Source organism: Achromobacter sp. RTa (assembly GCF_000757485.1).
Taxonomy (GTDB): domain Bacteria; phylum Pseudomonadota; class Gammaproteobacteria; order Burkholderiales; family Burkholderiaceae_B; genus Achromobacter.
Genome location: NZ_JPYO01000004.1, coordinates 61,754 through 77,984, shown reverse-complemented (window position 1 = coordinate 77,984; position 16,231 = coordinate 61,754). Strand labels below are relative to the sequence as shown.

Annotated in this window: 13 protein-coding genes; 9 read left to right on the top strand and 4 right to left on the bottom strand. The window is 67.3% G+C overall.

Annotated features, from left to right (window positions below; translation table 11 throughout):
• Positions 1-167: 167 nt before the first annotated feature.
• Genes JL37_RS02440 through JL37_RS02430 form a run of 3 tightly spaced genes read left to right on the top strand, consistent with a single transcriptional unit; the run spans position 168 to position 4,485 of the window.
• Positions 168-2,663: a TonB-dependent siderophore receptor gene (locus JL37_RS02440; RefSeq protein ID WP_043541724.1), complete on the top strand. Its 2,496-nt coding sequence runs from the start codon at positions 168-170 to the stop codon at positions 2,661-2,663.
• Complete coding sequence (locus JL37_RS30640; RefSeq protein ID WP_052096791.1) at positions 2,657-2,932, top strand: hypothetical protein; 276 nt, start codon at positions 2,657-2,659, stop codon at positions 2,930-2,932. Before JL37_RS02440 ends, JL37_RS30640 begins: the two co-directional genes overlap by 7 nt.
• On the top strand, positions 2,929-4,485 hold the full coding sequence (locus tag JL37_RS02430) for a PepSY domain-containing protein (protein ID WP_052096789.1): 1,557 nt from the start codon (positions 2,929-2,931) through the stop codon (positions 4,483-4,485). The genes JL37_RS30640 and JL37_RS02430 overlap by 4 nt, the downstream gene beginning before the upstream one ends.
• On the opposite strand, the gene JL37_RS02425 is transcribed toward JL37_RS02430, so the two are convergent.
• The 3 genes from JL37_RS02425 to JL37_RS02415 form a co-directional block, all read right to left on the bottom strand.
• The gene (locus JL37_RS02425) at positions 4,482-7,067 is read right to left on the bottom strand and encodes a TonB-dependent receptor (protein WP_081954960.1); all 2,586 of its coding nucleotides are present in this window, start codon (positions 7,065-7,067) and stop codon (positions 4,482-4,484) included. The genes JL37_RS02430 and JL37_RS02425 overlap by 4 nt on opposite strands.
• Positions 7,068-7,194: 127 nt before the next feature.
• On the bottom strand, positions 7,195-8,229 hold the full coding sequence (locus tag JL37_RS02420; protein ID WP_156124196.1) for a FecR domain-containing protein: 1,035 nt from the start codon (positions 8,227-8,229) through the stop codon (positions 7,195-7,197).
• A complete protein-coding gene (locus JL37_RS02415; protein WP_043541722.1) occupies positions 8,226-8,744 on the bottom strand; it encodes a sigma-70 family RNA polymerase sigma factor in 519 nt (172 codons plus the stop codon). Before JL37_RS02415 ends, JL37_RS02420 begins: the two co-directional genes overlap by 4 nt.
• A gap of 213 nt (positions 8,745-8,957) precedes the next feature.
• Between JL37_RS02415 and JL37_RS02410 the strand changes: the two genes are divergently transcribed.
• The 6 genes from JL37_RS02410 to JL37_RS02385 all read left to right on the top strand — a co-directional run bounded on the left by JL37_RS02410 (position 8,958) and on the right by JL37_RS02385 (position 15,246).
• On the top strand, positions 8,958-10,610 hold the full coding sequence (locus tag JL37_RS02410) for a PepSY domain-containing protein (RefSeq protein ID WP_052096786.1): 1,653 nt from the start codon (positions 8,958-8,960) through the stop codon (positions 10,608-10,610).
• Positions 10,607-10,936, top strand: a complete 330-nt coding sequence (locus JL37_RS02405) for a DUF3325 domain-containing protein (RefSeq protein ID WP_043541720.1) — start codon at positions 10,607-10,609, stop codon at positions 10,934-10,936. Before JL37_RS02410 ends, JL37_RS02405 begins: the two co-directional genes overlap by 4 nt.
• Positions 10,937-11,159: 223 nt before the next feature.
• On the top strand, positions 11,160-12,377 hold the full coding sequence (locus tag JL37_RS02400; protein WP_043541719.1) for a CaiB/BaiF CoA-transferase family protein: 1,218 nt from the start codon (positions 11,160-11,162) through the stop codon (positions 12,375-12,377).
• A complete protein-coding gene (locus tag JL37_RS02395; protein ID WP_043541718.1) occupies positions 12,370-13,155 on the top strand; it encodes a crotonase/enoyl-CoA hydratase family protein in 786 nt (261 codons plus the stop codon). The genes JL37_RS02400 and JL37_RS02395 overlap by 8 nt, the downstream gene beginning before the upstream one ends.
• Before the next feature lie 72 nt (positions 13,156-13,227).
• On the top strand, positions 13,228-14,211 hold the full coding sequence (locus JL37_RS02390) for a tripartite tricarboxylate transporter substrate binding protein (protein WP_043541717.1): 984 nt from the start codon (positions 13,228-13,230) through the stop codon (positions 14,209-14,211).
• Between the two features lie 63 nt (positions 14,212-14,274).
• The gene (locus JL37_RS02385) at positions 14,275-15,246 is read left to right on the top strand and encodes a tripartite tricarboxylate transporter substrate binding protein (protein WP_043541716.1); all 972 of its coding nucleotides are present in this window, start codon (positions 14,275-14,277) and stop codon (positions 15,244-15,246) included.
• A 16-nt stretch (positions 15,247-15,262) separates the two neighbouring features.
• On the opposite strand, the gene JL37_RS02380 is transcribed toward JL37_RS02385, so the two are convergent.
• The gene (locus tag JL37_RS02380) at positions 15,263-16,180 is read right to left on the bottom strand and encodes a LysR family transcriptional regulator (RefSeq protein ID WP_043541714.1); all 918 of its coding nucleotides are present in this window, start codon (positions 16,178-16,180) and stop codon (positions 15,263-15,265) included.
• Between the last annotated feature and the right edge of the window lie 51 nt (positions 16,181-16,231).

Here is a 16,231-nt window from a genome sequence, read left to right as displayed (position 1 = left end):
AGCGTGGGGGCCCGCCCCGCCGCCGAGCCGCCTCAAGGCGGGGCAGCCCTCTTGGGGGGCAGCAAGCATGCGTGGCATGCGCAGCGTGGGGGGCTTTCTTGGCACCTTTTTCTATCTCGGCCGACAAGTCCATATAGCACCTTCGCTAGCATTCTGTCGGGATCAGCATGGTTTCAAGCAAGCACACCGCGGCCAGGCCGCCTCATTGGGCGAGCCGCCGGGCGGCCGCAAGCGCCTTGTGCGCGGCGCTGGGATGGGTGGCCGCCGCGCCCGCCGTCCTGGCGCAGCCGGCCGGTTCAGCGTCCGGGGCGCCAGCCCTGCCGCAGTTCGATATCTCCGCCGGACCGCTGGGGCCGGCGCTGGCCGCGTTCGCGGGGGCCGCGCGCATCAATCTTTCGTTCGATCCGGCCCTGGCCGAGGGCCGGCGCACCGCGGGTTTGAAGGGAGCCTGGCCCGTGGAGGCGGGGCTGGCCCGGCTGCTGGCCGGCACGCCGTTGGCCGCGCGGCGAGATGGCGTCAACGTCTACACGCTGCGGCTGCTTCCCGCGGAACCGACGCTGCTGCCGGCGGTGCGCGTGGAAGGGGCGAACGAATACGCCCGGGGCACGGACGATGGCCTGGTGGCGCAGCGCAGCGCCGCGGGCACCAAGACCGAAACCCCGATCCTGGAGATTCCGCAGACGGTAAACGTGGTGACGCGCGACGAGATCTCGATGCGCGGCTCGCGCAGCGTCGTCGAGGCGCTGGCCTATACCCCGGGCGTCTATGCCCCGGGCGGCAGCGCGGACCTGCGCTACGACAACATCTATCTGCGCGGCGGCTACGCGGCGCGCAATAATCTGGATGGCGCGCGGCTGCCGTATGGCGCCTACAGTTTCGGCATGCTGCAGATAGAGCCCTATGGATTGGAGCGGATCGAGGTCCTGAAGGGGCCGTCCTCGGTGCTGTACGGCCAGAATACGCCGGGCGGCCTGATCAACATGGTGAGCAAGCTGCCCACCGAGACGCCGCGGCGCGAGATCGAATTGCAGACTGGCAGCTATGGCAGGGCCCAGGCCGCTTTCGACCTGAGCGGCCCGGTCGACGAAGAGGGGCAATGGAGCTACCGCCTGGTGGGCCTGCAGCGCGACGCTGCCCAGTCCGCGCATTATTCGGAAGAAGACCGGACTTTCGTCGCGCCGGCGCTGACCTGGCGGCCATCGGCGGCCACATCGCTGACCGTGCTGGGTTTCTACCAGAAGGATCATCAGGTGCCGCTGTACAGCAATCTGCCGGCGGACGGGACGCTCTATTCCAATCCCAACGGCCGCATTCCGCGCGACCGCTTTGCGGGCGAGCCGGGCTGGGACGCCTATGACCGGGAGCAGTTTTCGGCCGGCTACCTGTTCTCGCACAAGTTCAACGACACCTGGACCGTCAAGCAGCAACTGCGCTACAGCCATATGCGCGGCGAGGCGCGCACCACCGTGGGCTACTTGCTCAATCCGGTCGACATGCGCACCTGGTCGCGCACCATGTCGCGCGGCCAGGGCACCGGCTCGACGCTGAACGTCGATACGCAGGCTATCGCGCGTTTCCGCACCGGCTCGGTCGGCCACGAGTTCCTGGCCGGGTTCGACTACCTGAACATGCGCGATACCTACAAGTTCGCGAACGTCATTGCCGGCGTGCCGCCGCTGGATCTCTACGATCCGGTCTATGGGCTGCCGCGGCCGGGTGTGCAGGACCTGATCCCGCGTATCGACGCCGTCCAGAACACAGAACAGTCCGGCGTCTACCTGCAGGACCAGATTTCCTATGGCAACTGGCTGCTGACGCTGGGCGGACGCTACGACATGGCGAGCAGCACCACCCGCAACCGGATGATCGCGGGCAAGGTGTCGCAGAGCGATTCGGCCTTTACCGGCAGGGCGGGGCTGACCTACCTCCTGGAAAACGGCCTGGCGCCCTACGTGGCGTACTCCACCTCGTTCGCGCCCACGGGCGGCACCGACTACGAGAGCAACCCGTTCCAGCCGTCCAAGGGCAGGCAGATCGAGGCCGGGCTGAAATACCAGCCGCCAGGCAGCGACAGCATGGTGACCCTGTCCGCCTACCAGTTGACGCAGACCAATGTGCTGACCAGCGACACCACGCCGGGCCGGCCCCCGGGCTTCCAGACCCAGACTGGCGAGACGCGCGCGCGCGGCATAGAACTGGAAGGCAAGGCCAGCCTGGGCCGCGGCTGGGATCTCGTCGCCTCCTACTCGTATGTCGACGCCGTTGTGACCAAGAGCTCCAATGTCGATGTTATCGATGGCGTGCCGCAATCGCGCGAAGGCAAGAAGCAGTTCTACGCGCCAGCGCACCAGGCGGCGGCATGGCTGGGCTACAAGGTGCAGGGTGGGCCGCTGCAGGGACTGGGGCTGGGCGCGGGCGTGCGCTATATCGGCGCCGACTGGGGCGACGCCGCGAACACGCTGCGTATTCCGTCGGTCACGCTCGTCGATGCGGCGCTGTCCTATGACCTGGGCCAGATGCGGCCCGAGATGCGCGGGCTGAGCGTGGCGCTGAACGTCAGCAACCTGTTCGACCGGACCTATGTGGGAACCTGCATCACGACCACCTCCTGCACCTATGGCGCGGGACGGCTGGTGCTGGCCACGATGAAATACGCATGGTGACGCGGCGCGGCGGTTGGCGCGGAACGCTGGCGCGCGCGCTGGCCGCCACGCTCGGCGGCTATGCGCTGGCATCGTCCATGGCCGCGGCGGCAGCGTGGCTGCCATGGCCGCCGGCCGACGCCATCCTCTATCCGGCGCTGCTGGCGATTCCCGCCTATGTGACCCTGGCCATATGGTGCTTCGCGGCGCGCAGCCCGGCCCGGATATGGCTGGCCATCGCGGCTGGCTGTATCGGGGCGCTGGGCTTGCGGTGGGGGCTGGCGCCATGAGCTCGCCGGACCGCCCCAAGGGCGAATGCCGGAGCGCGCGGCATGAAGGTAGCCCACTGCGCGCGTATCCGGAAGGCAGCCTGCGCCAGCGCATGTCCTGGCTGCACACCTGGGTAGGCCTGCTGTTCGGCTGGATCGCGTTTGCGGTATTCCTGACCGGCGCGCTGAGCGTATACGCGCCGGAGATCGGCCGCTGGATGACGCCGGAGATCGCGGCGGCTGGCCCGGCGAGCCGGAACCTGTCGCTGGCGCAGGCCCAGGCATGGCTGGAACGCCATGCGTCCGGCGCGGCGTCGTGGCGGGTAGAACTGCCGGATGCGCGGCATCCCTTGATGGCGCTGTCATGGCGCGGCGAGCGCGACGAGGGCAGCGCCTTGCTGGACCCCGCCAGCGGCCGCGAGATTGCGCCGCGCGACACGGAGGGCGGTGAATTCCTGGTGGAGTTCCATTACAGCCTGCACGCGGGGCAGGCCGGCATCTGGCTGGTGGGCGCATGCAGCCTGGCGCTGCTGGTGGCCTTGGTGTCGGGCGTCATCGTGCATCGCCGGTTCTTCGCGGATTTCTTCACATTCCGGCCGCGGGCCTCGCCGGGGCGCGCCTGGCTGGACGCGCACAATGCGCTGTCGGTGCTGCCGTTGCCGTTCCACTGCATGATCCTGCTCACCGCATTGAGCACGCTATTGCTGTCCTACCTCCCGGCGGGCGTGCATAGCCGGTATGGCGGGGACATGGGGGCGATGGTGGCCGAGGTCTTTCCCCGGCCGCCGGCCACGCCCGAGCCGGGAAACGCGGCGGCCATGCAGCCCTTGGCGTCGCTGGCGCAGCGGGCGGAGTCCATCCTGGGCGTGGGCAAGGCCGCCGTGATCGAGGTCAGGCAGCCTGGCACGCAAGGAGCCATGGCGGACGTGTGGCGCCGCTTCGACGACAGGCTGATGGCCTTTCCCGATCGCGTATCAATGCGCGCAGCCACGGCGGATATCGTCGATGCGCGGACGGCGTATCCCGGGTCTCTGCAACTCATCCGGACGCTGGGTGGACTGCATTACGGCTATTACGCCGCGCCGCTGCTGCGGGCGCTGTATTTTCTCCTGGCGCTGTGCGGCGCCGCGATGATCGCCACGGGGCTGGTGCTGTACACGGCCAGGCCGGCGGCGGCCGTTTCCGCATTCGGGCGGGCCGCGCACCGCCTGAACGTGGCCATGGTCTGCGGGCCGGTATGCGCTTGCGCCGCCTATCTGCTGGCGAACCGCCTTGCCTGGCCTGCATCTCCGGGCTTGCATGAGCGCGAGGTGCTGGCTTTCTTCCTGGCCTGGGGCGCTTGCGGGGCGCACGCGCTGGCGCAACCTGCTTCCAGGCTATGGCGTCGGCAATGGAGGGCGGCGGCCTTGCTGTGGCTGGCAGTCATTCCGGCAGATCTGCTGGCGCTGGCGCCCGACGCCGGCCTGCGCGCCGCCTTGGCCACACCGCTCCACTGGGCGGTCTGGGCCGCCTGCGCCGCGGCGGCCCTGGCTTGCTGGTATGCGGGCGGCAAGAGGGGCAGGGCGGACGCCTAGAAGCTCAATTCCGCGCTCAGCATCGCCCGGCGCTCATTGCCCCATACGATGGTCGAGCCGTTAGCGAACCGGTTGCGGTCGTAGTAGGTCTTGTCGAACAGGTTCTTGATGTTGAGCTGCAGCTTCAAGTCCATGCCGTTGGCCAGCGTGTTGTTGTAGAACAGCGCCAGGTCCACTATCCCGTAACCCGGGTTGTAGTCGGTCCGGGAATAGGGGTTGTAGTACGTTCCCACGCTGGGATCGCGCCAGGCATTGTGGCTCTTGCTCCAGGCCCGCAGGCCCACGGCCACGTGCGCCGTCCCGTAGTCGGGGTCGTGGTAGACGCGGAATTTATTCCACAGCGCGAGGTTGTGGGCGGGCATGTTGGGCTTGCTGCGGCCCTGGGCGTACGGATCCGCCGTGTCCACGTATTCGGTCTTCAGGTATGCGTAGGAGAGCGACGCGGCCCACCAGTCCGTCAGCAGGCCGGAGAGTTCGAACTCTATGCCCTGCGAACGTTCCAGGCCCGCCAACCCCGTGCGGCAGTCGCCGGTGCCGTCGGTGCTGCCCGGGGTGCCGGGCGCCGGCGCGGCCAGGGGATCGCATAGGCCTTCGGACTGCGCGGCCATCGGCATGTTCTTTTTGTCGATGCGGAAGATCGCGGCGGTAAACATGGCGCGCGCATCGAAAAGGTCCTGCTTGATGCCGAGCTCGTACTGTTTTCCTTCCTGCGGCTTGGTAATGTACTGGCCGCTCATGTCCAGCAGGTTCAACTCGTTCGGGTAGAACGATTCACCATAGCTCGCATAGACGGTGGTGCTCGGAGTGAAGTCGTGCATGAGCGCGATGCGCGGCGACCACTTGCTGATCTTGTTGCGCTGTTCGCGGTCGGCGGGGCGGTTGTCGAACTGGGTCCATCCCATCGCCAGCAGCAGGCGGGTCCTGTCGTTCGGAAAATGCAGTGTGTCCTGGAAATACAAGTTCAGGTCATTGCGCTTGGTGGGTTCGCCCAGCGGGTCTTCCCAGATGCGGTCCTGGTACGCCCAGTTGCCGTAGTCGGGGTCGAAGATGTTCAGCGGACCCGGCGTATACGGCTGGCCCGGCCGGGAGTCCGAGGCCACTTTGCGCCCGCTGGACCGGGTTTGCGTGTGGCCGTAGCCCATGCCCGTCAGCCAGTCGTGGCGGAATGCGCCGGTATGGGCCTCGCCGCTCAAATCCATGCCGACGGACCAGTTGCGGTCGCGGCTCTGCCGTCCGCTCACGTAGCGCTGCACATTGCCGTTCGCGTCCGGGCCGTTGCCGGCACTGTTCACGCGGGTGTTCTGCCACCATTGCTTGGTTTCCTGGTAGTTGGCATACGCGGAAACGTTGAAGCTGTCGTTCGGCCGCCAGCGGGCGTCCCAGAGCAGGCTGTCGGTCTGCGTGACTGCTCGGTCGTTGAGGCTGCCCCAGAAGAAATCGCGGGGCACCGGATAGTAGCCGCCATAATAGGGGCTCTTCGGATTGCTGATCCGCATATTGTTTTCCTGTTCCGGAACGGCCCGCATGTCCATGCGCTCGTACGTCAGGGTGGTGTCGAACCGGGAATTCGGCGCATAGGTCAGCGCGGCGAGCGCGCTCTTCGGTTCTTGCCAGATGTGGTCCTGGTCGTCTTCGGTGTGCGTGTAGCTGCCGACCAGGCGATACAGGAGAGTGGCGTCCTGGTTCAAGGGGCCGGTCATGTCCACCATCGAGCCGTAGGAGCCTTTGCTGTCCGTGCGCCCGCGGATCGTATAGGCAGCCTCGGCCTGGGGGCGCTTGTAGGTATAGTTGACGATGCCGCCGGGTTCGGCGGCGCCGTAGTACAGCGCCGCGGGGCCGCGCAGCAGTTCCACACGCTCCAGGCTGTCGGGGCTGCGTGCCGTGGAGGCCGAGCTGTAGGTGCGCTGGCCATTGATCAGCAATTGGCCCGCGCCACCCGTGGAGAAGCCGCGCACGTTGATCGAGCGCGACATGCTCTGGCCGATGTCGCCGTTGCCGCTGGTCGTGGTTACCCCAGCGAAGCCCTCCAGCGTGTCGTAGATATTGGCGTCCCCACGCTCGACGATCAGCTCCTTGGAGGCCTGGTTGATCGTGAAAGGCGTCTGCCGCGGCGGCAGGGAGGTCTTGGTCGCGATCGACGTCGGCGTGTCGGCGATGTAGCCGGACAGGCCGTCTCCCGAGACGGTGACCGGCGCCAATTGGGCCACGCCCTGCGGGCGGACCGTGGCAACCTGTCCGCGCAGGGTATAGACCAGGTCGCTATTGGACAACGCGCTGCGCAGCGCCTGTTCGGGCGTCATTTCACCGCGGATGGCGGGCGCCTGGATGCCCCGTACCTGCTGAGGGTCGAAGGCGATCGACAGGCCGGTGTACCGGCTCAGCTCGACCAGCGTTTTCTCCAGCGGCTGCAGCTCGATGTTCAGCATGACGGCCTGGCCGGTCTGGGCAATTTGCGTTTGCGCTTGCGCCGCCCCTACGTGGACGCTCCAGATCAGCATGGCGGCCAGCGCCGTCCCGCGCCGCCGCCCCGCGCGCGGCGCCCAGCGGTTCTTGACGCGCGTTCTGCACTTTCCGGCCTGCATGGCAATTCTCTCCCTTCCTGGATGTTCGATTCCTTAAAGACAATCCAGCGAGCGGGATCCTGATATTGAGACGTGTTTTTATTTGTATGCGTACCGTGAAGGGCATGGCGCGGCTGGGCGGGCCGCTTCAGCGCCGGAGACGGCGCGGAGGCTCGATGCGTTCGGGTTTGTCGCTGGGCGCGATCGTCAGCACTCGTCCGGTGCGCGTCACGGCGACGGGCGCGATGTCGGGCAGGGCCTGCAGCGCGTTTACGACGTCGCCGAGCTGCACGATAAGTGTGACGGGAAGGTTCCGCACCAAGGGATCGACCTGCACGCTCCATACGCCTCGCCGGCTCAGGGCGCGGCCGACCTCTTCCAGCGTTTCGTTCTCGAAGACGAGCCTGTTCTGGCGCCAGGCTGCCACTTGCGAATCGGAGATCGGGCGTACCGGTGTGACGCTTCCCTGTTCCAGGCGCACGGATTGCCCCTGGAACAGTTCGACGGCGGCTGCCCCGTCTGCCGGAAGCACCCGCACATGGCCGCGCGCCACGTTGACGCGCAAGCCGTCCGGCAGGCGCTGCACTTCGAAGGCGGTGCCCAGGACTTGCACGGACCCGCTTCCGACGTCGACGATGAACGGCCGGGCCGGATCGCGCGCGACATCGAAATACGCCGCGCCGGTTGCTAGAGCAACGCGCCGCTGCTGACCGGAATAGGCCACGTTCAACTCCGTGCCCACGTCCATGACGACATGCGTTCCATCGCTCATGGCCAGCGCCTCGGACCCGGCTTGCGCGGTTTCGAAACTGCGCGGACCCCACAGCGAGAAGTCGGCGTATTGCTGCGCCTGCCAGGCGAGATAGCCGCCGACGGCCGTCACCACGGCCGCCATGGCCAGCGCCAAGCGAGTCCGCCTGTGGGCGCGGCCGGGCGGGGGCGCGGCGGGCACATAGCGTTCCGCCAACGGCTGCAAGCTGAGCCAATCGCGTTCACAGGCTTCGAAAGCGCGGCGATGCCGGGGATCGCGGGACAGCCACTCGTCGAGTTCCGCACGCGCCGCCGCGCCGGCGCGCGTACTTGCGCCCGCTTCGCGCAGCGTCATGAACCAGCGCAGGGCGACGTCGTCGACGTCGTCGTCGGCGTCCTGCGCTGGCGGCGGAGAATGTCGGTCCTGGTTCACGGATTCAAGGCGGCCCTGCAGGCGCGCATTGCGCGGATGACGTGTTTTTCGACCATGTTGCGGGAAATGCCCAGCCGGGATGCGATTTCTCCCTGGTCCAGGCCTTCGAAACGATAAAGCAAGAATACTTCACGGCAGCGCGGCGGCAGGCTGTCTATGGCCTTCATGACTTCGGCCAGTTGCCGGCGGTCGGCATAGATGCGGGCGGGGTCCTGCGCCTGAGATGCCGATTCCTGGCTCAGCGACACTTCCTGATAAACGCGGGTTTCGACGTTGTTGCGCGCGCTTGCGTTGTAGGCAAGGTTGATCGCCGTCCGGTACAGGTACCCCGCGAGATTGCCCAGGCGAGCCTGGCCGGGGCGGTCCAGCATGCGCGCATAGGCTTCCTGCACCAGGTCGGCCGCCGAGTGCTGCCGGCCCAGATGCGCCGAAACCGCCCGACGCACGGACTTCAAGCAGTCGTCAAGCGCTATCCACCCGTTTCCCCGGTCCGTCTTTTCCGCGTCGCGGCTCATTTGTATTGCCTCAATTTTTGATAATGATAACAAATCTCAATATCGATATTTGAGCCGAAGGCATCAGGATTTCTCCGGGCGGATTGTCTACAAGGCAATGATCGAACCCGGACCGGCATGGGATGCGCCCGGTTCACCTTTACCTTCCGATATGAAGCCACTTTCGTTCCTGTCCAATCCATCCGCCGGCCCCCGGCGCGGCAAGGCGCCGCGATGAGGCCCGACGCAAAGCCCGAGGGCCTGCGCCAGGCGATGTCGTGGCTGCATACCTGGTCAGGCCTGGTGCTCGGCTGGCTGCTGTTCGCCGTATTCCTGCTCGGCACGCTGAGCTTCGCGCGCACGGAGATCACGGCCTGGATGCAGCCGGAGGTGCATGGGTCGCGGGCGGGGCCGGATACGCTGCGGCTGACCATGGATACCCTGGAGCGCATTGCGCCCGCCGCCACGGTCTGGTCCATCTCCTTGCCGGGACCGCGGGATCCTGCGGTAAGAGTGTCCTGGCGGGAGCCCGGCGCGGCCGCCGGCCGGGCGGGCCTGAAGCGCGCCGTGCTGGACGCCGGCACGGGTGAGGTGCTGGAACCCAGGGCCACGCGCGGGGGGGATTTCCTGTACCGCTTCCACTTCGAGCTCTATGGCATGCCGCAAATATGGGCGCGCTGGATCGTGGGCGCGGCGACCTTGTTCATGCTCGTGGCCATTGTCAGCGGCGTGATCACGCACAAGAAGATCTTCACGGATTTTTTCACCTTCCGCCCGCGCAAAGGGCAGCGCTCCTGGCTGGACGGTCATAACGCCACTGCCGTGCTGGCGTTGCCGTTCAATTTCGTGATTACGTTCAGCGGTCTGCTGTTGCTGATGTACCAGCTCATGCCCTGGCCGATCGAAGCGGCGTACCAGGGAGATACCCGCGCCTATTTCGCCGAGCGGCGCGCGCCGGCAGCGCCGGTGCAGGTCCCCGAGCACGATGCGCCCGTCCTGGCGCCGCCGCGCGCTGCGCTACAGTCGATTCTGGACGAGACGGCAGCTGCGTGGCCGGATTCATCCGTCGGTTCCCTCACGGTGAATCGGCCCGGCGGCCACGCGGTCACGGTCGAAGCGCGCGAAGGGCAGGGCGCAAGCCTGGTGGACCGAGGAATTGCGCGCCGGGCGGTCTTCGACGCGGCCAGCGGCGCGCGTCTCGATGCCCCCGCGGCGGCTGCGCCTACGGCAGCCGTCGCCGTCTACAACGTGTTCACCAGCGCGCACCTTGGCCGCTTCGCCGGTCCGGCCCTGCGGTGGCTGCTGTTTCTTTCCGGCATGGTGGGCAGCTTCATGGTGGCCAGCGGCATGGTGCTGTGGGTGGTCAAACGCCTGCCGGAACGCCGCAAGCTGGGGCGCACACCCAAGGGCCACCGGCTGGTCGAGGCGACGAACGTGGCCGCGCTGGCTGGTCTGTTCCTGGCGATCGCGGTGTACTTCTGGATGAATCGCCTGCTGCCGGCGTCGCTCGCAGGGCGGGCCGACTGGGAGATCCGCGGCTTTTTCGCGGCTTGGGCGCTGAGCCTGGCATATGCCTGCCTGCGCACGCACCGCCGCGCCTGGATAGATACGCTGGCGCTTTCGGCCGGACTGCTGATGCTGTTGCCAGCGCTGAACGCGGCGACGGGCGGAGCCGCACTGCCCGCCAGCATCGCACACGGTCTGTGGAGCGTGGCGGCGTTCGATCTGTCCGCCTTCGCCATGGGCGCGCTGCTGGCCTTCATGGCGTTCAAGCTGTCCCGCTCCGGCTTGTCGCCCGCGAGCGGCCCGCAGCGCAAGCTCGCAAGCTCGGCGGCGGTAAACGATGCGCTTGCCGTCGGCTCGACAAATGCCGGAGCGCGGCCATGATGGCGTGGATCAGCCTGGGATGGGCATTCGCCGCCAGCGCCATGCTGGGCCTGTCCATGCATCGCCACCAGGAACAGATGCTGTCCCGGGAACTGGGCGTACCCTGGACGCTGGCATGGCGCGTGGCGGGATACCTGGGCCTGGGGGTGGCGCTCATCCCCTGCCTGCGGGCATGGAGCGTATCGGTGGCCGTCGCTGCGTGGCTGGGCGTGTTGACGGCGGCGGCCATGGCCCTGGGGGCGTTGCTGGCCTATGCGCCCAGAATGGCGCTTGCGGGCGCGGGGCTCGCGGCCCTGGCGAGCTCGGTGGCGTGGATGATCGTGTGACGGGCGCATCCCCGCAGCGGGCACCCGGCCAACGCGGCACGGCCTGCCAATATTTTCAATGTATCGGCTGACCCAAATATAGTATTTCCGGCGTGCATGGTTCTTACCTAGGATGTCCAGCAAGGCATTCTGGAATGGGAGCTGTCATGTTCGAAAGCGGTGCTTGCAGGGTATCCGGGCTGCGCGTGGTACGCGCCGGGGCGATGGGTTGCGGGGGCGGCGCATGAGCGGACCGTTGGAAGGAGTCCGCATCCTCGACGTCACGACGGTGCTGATGGGGCCATACGCCACGCAGATACTGGGGGACCTGGGCGCGGACGTGATCAAGGTGGAACCCCCGGCAGGCGACAACGTGCGCGGTATCGGCCCGGCGCGCCATCCAGGCATGGGCGGCATATTCCTGCATGCCAACCGCAGCAAGCGCAGCATCGTGCTGGACCTGAAGCGGCCGGAGGGCCGCGAGGCGCTGCTCAAGCTGGCGGCTTCCTGCGATGTACTGATCTACAACGTGCGGCCGCAGGCCATGGCGCGGCTGGGCCTTTCGTACGAGGAACTGGCCGAGGTCAACCCCGCCATTCTGTATGTGGGCGTCTACGGCTACGACCAGCGCGGCCCCTATGCGGCGCGCGCCGCCTACGACGACCTCATCCAGGGCGCGGTGGGGATCCCAGCGCTGTCCGTGCAGGCCGGCAGCGAAACTCCGCGGTACGCGCCCAGCGCCATCGCCGACCGCATCGTCGGCATCAGCGCGGCCAATGCCGTCAGCGCGGGCCTGTACCACCGGGCCCGCACCGGCCGGGGCCAGGCCATCGACGTGCCGATGTTCGAGACCATGGCGCAACTGATTCTTGGCGACCATATGGCGGGCCAGTCCTTCGAGCCGCCGTTGGGGCCGCCCGGCTATCCGAGGATCCTGAATTCGGACCGCAGGCCCTATGCCACGCTCGACGGGCATATCTGCGTGCTGCTCTACGCGGACAAGCAATGGGCGGCATTCTTCGAACTGATCGGACAGCCCGGCAGGGAGCGCACCGACCCGCGGTTCCGCGATATCGGCACCCGGACCCAGCACATCCACGCGATCTACCGGCTGGTGTCGGATGCGATCGCCGCGCGCACGACCCAGGACTGGCTGGTAGCGTTCGAAGCGGCGGATATTCCGGCCATGCCGATGCACACGGTGGAGTCGCTGCTGCGCGATCCGCAACTGGAGGCGGTGGGCTTCTTCAATACCGTCGAGCATCCCAGCGAGGGCAAACTGCGCACGATGGCGGTTCCGTCGCGCTGGTCCGGCACGCCTCCCGATCCCTCACGGCAGGCCCCGAGGCTGGGAGAACACAGCGTCGAAGTGCTGAAAGAGGCCGGCTACCAGGACGAGGCCATCGCCGCGCTACTGCGGGCGGGCGTCACCTTGGAGCCCGCAGGAGCGAGCCATGACTGACTTTTTGAAGCGCGAACGGCACGGCGCCGTGTTGCTCCTGACCATGGACCGCGAATCGACGCGCAACGCGCTGTCGGATCCCGACGCGATCGAGGCGCTGGTCGGCGCATGCGCCGACATCAACGCGGATCTGTCGGTGCGCGCCGTGGTGCTGACCGGTTCGCATGGCGCTTTCTCTTCCGGCGGCAATCTCAAGACCCTGTCCGATACGGTCGGCGCCGGCCTTGGAGAGCCGGTGCGCAGCCGCCTGGCGTACCGCAACGGGATACAGCGCGTGCCGCTTGCCCTGTGCAATCTGGAGGTGCCGACGATCGCAGCGGTCAACGGGCCGGCCATCGGCGCGGGTTGCGACCTGGCATGCATGTGCGACATACGCGTGGCCGCCGAAGAGGCGCGATTCGCCGAGAGTTTCGTCAAGCTGGGTCTGACGCCTGGAGACGGAGGGGCGTGGCTGCTGCCGCGGGCCGTGGGCATGTCGCGCGCGTGTGAAATGGCCTTCACGGGCCGCAGCATAGACGCCGCCCAGGCGCTTGAAATGGGGCTGGTTTCGCAGGTAGTCGGCGGGGAAGAACTGCTGCCGGCGGCGATGGCGCTGGCGCAGGAGATCGCCCAGCATTCCGGCCACGCGCTGCGCCTGACCAAGCGGCTCTTGCGCGAGGGCCAGCACATGCGGCTGGACACGCTGCTGGAATTCTCGGCCGGCTTCCAGGCGCTGGCGCACCATACGCAGGAACATGCCGGCGCGCTGGACGCGTACCTGAGCAAGACGCGCGGCTGAGGCCGAACGGCCACAACCACGGCAGCCTCGCCGGAGCGCAATCAACAACGAGGCGACACAAGGAGGAGACCGATGCAGACAACGAGAAGAAAGCTGCTTGCCGCGCTAGGCGGATTGGCCGGCTTGCCGCTGGCGCGCGCCGCAAGGGCGAGCGCAACGGCCTGGCCGGCGCAGCCTTTGAGGCTGATTCTGCCCTATGCCGCGGGCGGGCCGACCGATGTGCTGGCGCGGGCGGTGGCGCAGCATGTTGCGCGCCAGCTGGGCCAGCCGGTGATCGTGGAGAACAAGACCGGCGCAAGCGGCAACATCGCGGGCGAAACCGTGGCGCGCGCGCGCCCGGACGGATATACATTGCTCTACCACTCATCGGGGCTGGCCATCAGCCCCGCGCTGTACCGGCAGCTTCCCTATGATCCGCTGCGCGATTTTGCGCCCGTTGGGCTAACGGCCTCGATTCCCCTGGTGCTGATGACGGCCAACTCGTTGCCGCCCACCGACACAAGACAGTTCATCGACTACCTCAAGGCGCATCCTGATGCGCTCAGCTACGGCACGGGCGGCGTCGGCAACATTACCCATCTGAGCGTGGCGCTGTTCCTGCACGCCACCGGGACGCGCGCCGTCGGCATTCCGTTCAAGGGCACCAATCCGGCGATGGTGGCGATGCTGGGCGGCCAGGTGCAATTCATGGTGGACGCGATAAGCTCGGCGTTGCCATATATTCGCGATGGCCGGGTAAGGGCGTTGGCCGTGACCGGGGCAGAACGGTCGCCCGCGCTGCCGCAGGTGCCTACGCTGCGCGAAGCGGGCCTGAAAGACTTGACGATGAGCACCTGGCAGGGCGTGCTGGCTCCGGCCGCCACGCCTCAGCCGGTGGTCGAACGGCTGAGCCAGGCGCTGGCCGACGCCGTGCGCGATCCTGCCATCGCCGGGCCCTTCACCGCCCAGGGCGTAGATCTGCGCAGTTCCTCGCCGGCCGAGTTCCAGGCGTACCTGGGGCAGGAGGTCCGGCGCTGGGGCGATGCAGTCAGGATGGCGGGCATACAGCCCGAGTGAACACGGATGTCCCATGGCCGCCAAGGCCATGGCGACCCATGGAACAGCCTTGCGGAGACACGCATGAATATCAGGACCTTGGCCATGACGGGATTGCTGGGCGCCGCGTTGGCGCTGGGCGGCAGCGCCCGCGCGGCGGCCGATTACCCCTCCCACCCCGTGAAGATCATCGTGTCGCTGCCTCCAGGCAGCGGTGCCGACACCACGGCGCGATTCCTGTCCAAGCATCTGGCGGAGCAGCTCGGGCAGCCTTTCATCGTCGAGAACCGCCCGGGCGCCAACAGTTTCATCGCCGCTCAGGCGGTGGCCACCGCGGCGCCCGACGGCTATACGATGTTCGTGGCCAGCAATTCGCCCATGACGACGAACGCCGCGGTCTTCAAGCATCTGCCGTACGACGCGATCAAGGATTTTTCACCCGTCGCGCCTATCGCGCGCTTTCCGATGGTGCTGGTGGTGCCCGCGAACTCGCCTTACCGGAGCGTGGCGGACCTGGTGTCGGCCGCGAAAGCAGCCCCGGGCAAGCTGAATTTCGCCAGCGGCACCGCAACTTACCAGGTGGTGCTGGAACTGTTCCACGAGCAGAATGGAATCAAGTCCACCAACGTGCCATACAAAGGCACGTCGGCCGCGCTGGCCGACCTGGCGGGGGGCGTAGTGCAGTACAGTCTGGCCGACGTCAGCGCTGCGCTGCCGCTGATACGCGGCGGCAAGCTGAGGCCCCTGGCGGTGACCAGCGCCGCGCGCATCAAGGATCTTCCGGACGTGCCCACCATGCAGGAAAGCGGCAACAAGGGGTACGAGGCGTATGCCTGGACGGCGGCGTTCTTCCCCGCCAAGGTCGACCCCGCCATCGTTGCGCGCGTGTCGGAGGCGGTCCAGGCCCTGGTGCGCAGCGACGAGGGCCGGGCCTTCATGGCCAAGCTCGGAGGCGAGTCCTTCGTCGGCGGCCCCGACACGCTGGCCACGTTCCAGAAGGACGAGCTCGAATCCATGCGCCGCATCGCCAAGCTGGCCAACATCCAGCAGGAGTAGCCGCGCCTGAGTCCGCCTACGCCGCGTCGGCGCAGGCGGGCTCCACGGGCATCAGGCGGCATGCCATGTCGACGAAATTGGCGGTGGTCGGGGTAGCGTTGTCCGGATGCACCGCCAGGGCGATGCCCACCTTGATCGTCTCGGCCAGCTGCGAAACATTCACCAGGCGCACGTTGCTGCCGGCTTGCCGGCGGGCCACCGCGGGCACGATGGCGACGCCCAGCCCGCTCTCGACCAGGCTGAGTATGGTCTGCACCTGGATGGCTTCCTGCGCGATGCGCGGCACCACGCCCGCCTGCTGGAAGGCGTACATGACCAGCGCATGCATGCCCGGCACATGCGTGCGCGAATAGCCGATGAACGGCTCATCCGCCAGGTCGCTCAGCGCGACGTCATCGCTTTGCGCATGGCGGCTATCGGCCGGGACCGCCAGCATAAGATGGTCTGGCTGCAGCAAGGTGACCCGTGCCGCGGTGGGCTCGAGCACGGGGAAGCGCACCAGCGCCACGTCCAGCGTGTGGGCGTCCAGGCGGCGCAGCAGATCGATGGTCGTGGACTCCTCGATGATCAGGTCGACGCGCGGGAAGTCTTTCCGGAACTCGGACAGCAGCCGCGGCATCAGCGAGTAGGTGGACGAACCGACGAAGCCCACTTTCAGGACGCCCTGTTCGCCGCTGGCTCCTTCCCTGGCCGCGCGCCGGATCTCTTCGGCATAGAACAGCGTGGTGCGCGCGTACCGCAATACGACCTGGGCGGCCGGCGTCGGCTGCAGCCCTCCGGGCAGGCGCTCGAAAAGCTGCACGCCGAGTTCCTGTTCCAGCTTCTTGATTGCGGTGGAGAGGGGCGGTTGCGCCATGTGCAGCCGTTCGGCGGCGCGATGGAAATTGAGCGTCTCGGATAGGACCAACAGCTGCTTGAGCTGGCGTAGCTCCACGGGTGTCTCCCTTGATGCGCCGGGCTCGCGATATTTGTGATGTATTACCCG

Excerpts from the sequence above, each read along its gene's own strand:
- JL37_RS02400 (WP_043541719.1), top strand. The coding sequence starts at position 11,160 with ATGAGCGGACCGTTGGAAGGAGTCCGCATCCTCGACGTCACGACGGTG.
- JL37_RS30640 (WP_052096791.1), top strand. The coding sequence starts at position 2,657 with ATGGTGACGCGGCGCGGCGGTTGGCGCGGAACGCTGGCGCGCGCGCTG.
- JL37_RS02405 (WP_043541720.1), top strand. The coding sequence starts at position 10,607 with ATGATGGCGTGGATCAGCCTGGGATGGGCATTCGCCGCCAGCGCCATG.
- JL37_RS02410 (WP_052096786.1), top strand. The coding sequence starts at position 8,958 with ATGAGGCCCGACGCAAAGCCCGAGGGCCTGCGCCAGGCGATGTCGTGG.
- JL37_RS02390 (WP_043541717.1), top strand. The coding sequence starts at position 13,228 with ATGCAGACAACGAGAAGAAAGCTGCTTGCCGCGCTAGGCGGATTGGCC.
- JL37_RS02395 (WP_043541718.1), top strand. The coding sequence starts at position 12,370 with ATGACTGACTTTTTGAAGCGCGAACGGCACGGCGCCGTGTTGCTCCTG.
- JL37_RS02425 (WP_081954960.1), bottom strand. The coding sequence starts at position 7,067 with ATGCAGGCCGGAAAGTGCAGAACGCGCGTCAAGAACCGCTGGGCGCCG.
- JL37_RS02385 (WP_043541716.1), top strand. The coding sequence starts at position 14,275 with ATGAATATCAGGACCTTGGCCATGACGGGATTGCTGGGCGCCGCGTTG.
- JL37_RS02415 (WP_043541722.1), bottom strand. The coding sequence starts at position 8,744 with ATGAGCCGCGACGCGGAAAAGACGGACCGGGGAAACGGGTGGATAGCG.
- JL37_RS02440 (WP_043541724.1), top strand. The coding sequence starts at position 168 with ATGGTTTCAAGCAAGCACACCGCGGCCAGGCCGCCTCATTGGGCGAGC.
- JL37_RS02430 (WP_052096789.1), top strand. The coding sequence starts at position 2,929 with ATGAGCTCGCCGGACCGCCCCAAGGGCGAATGCCGGAGCGCGCGGCAT.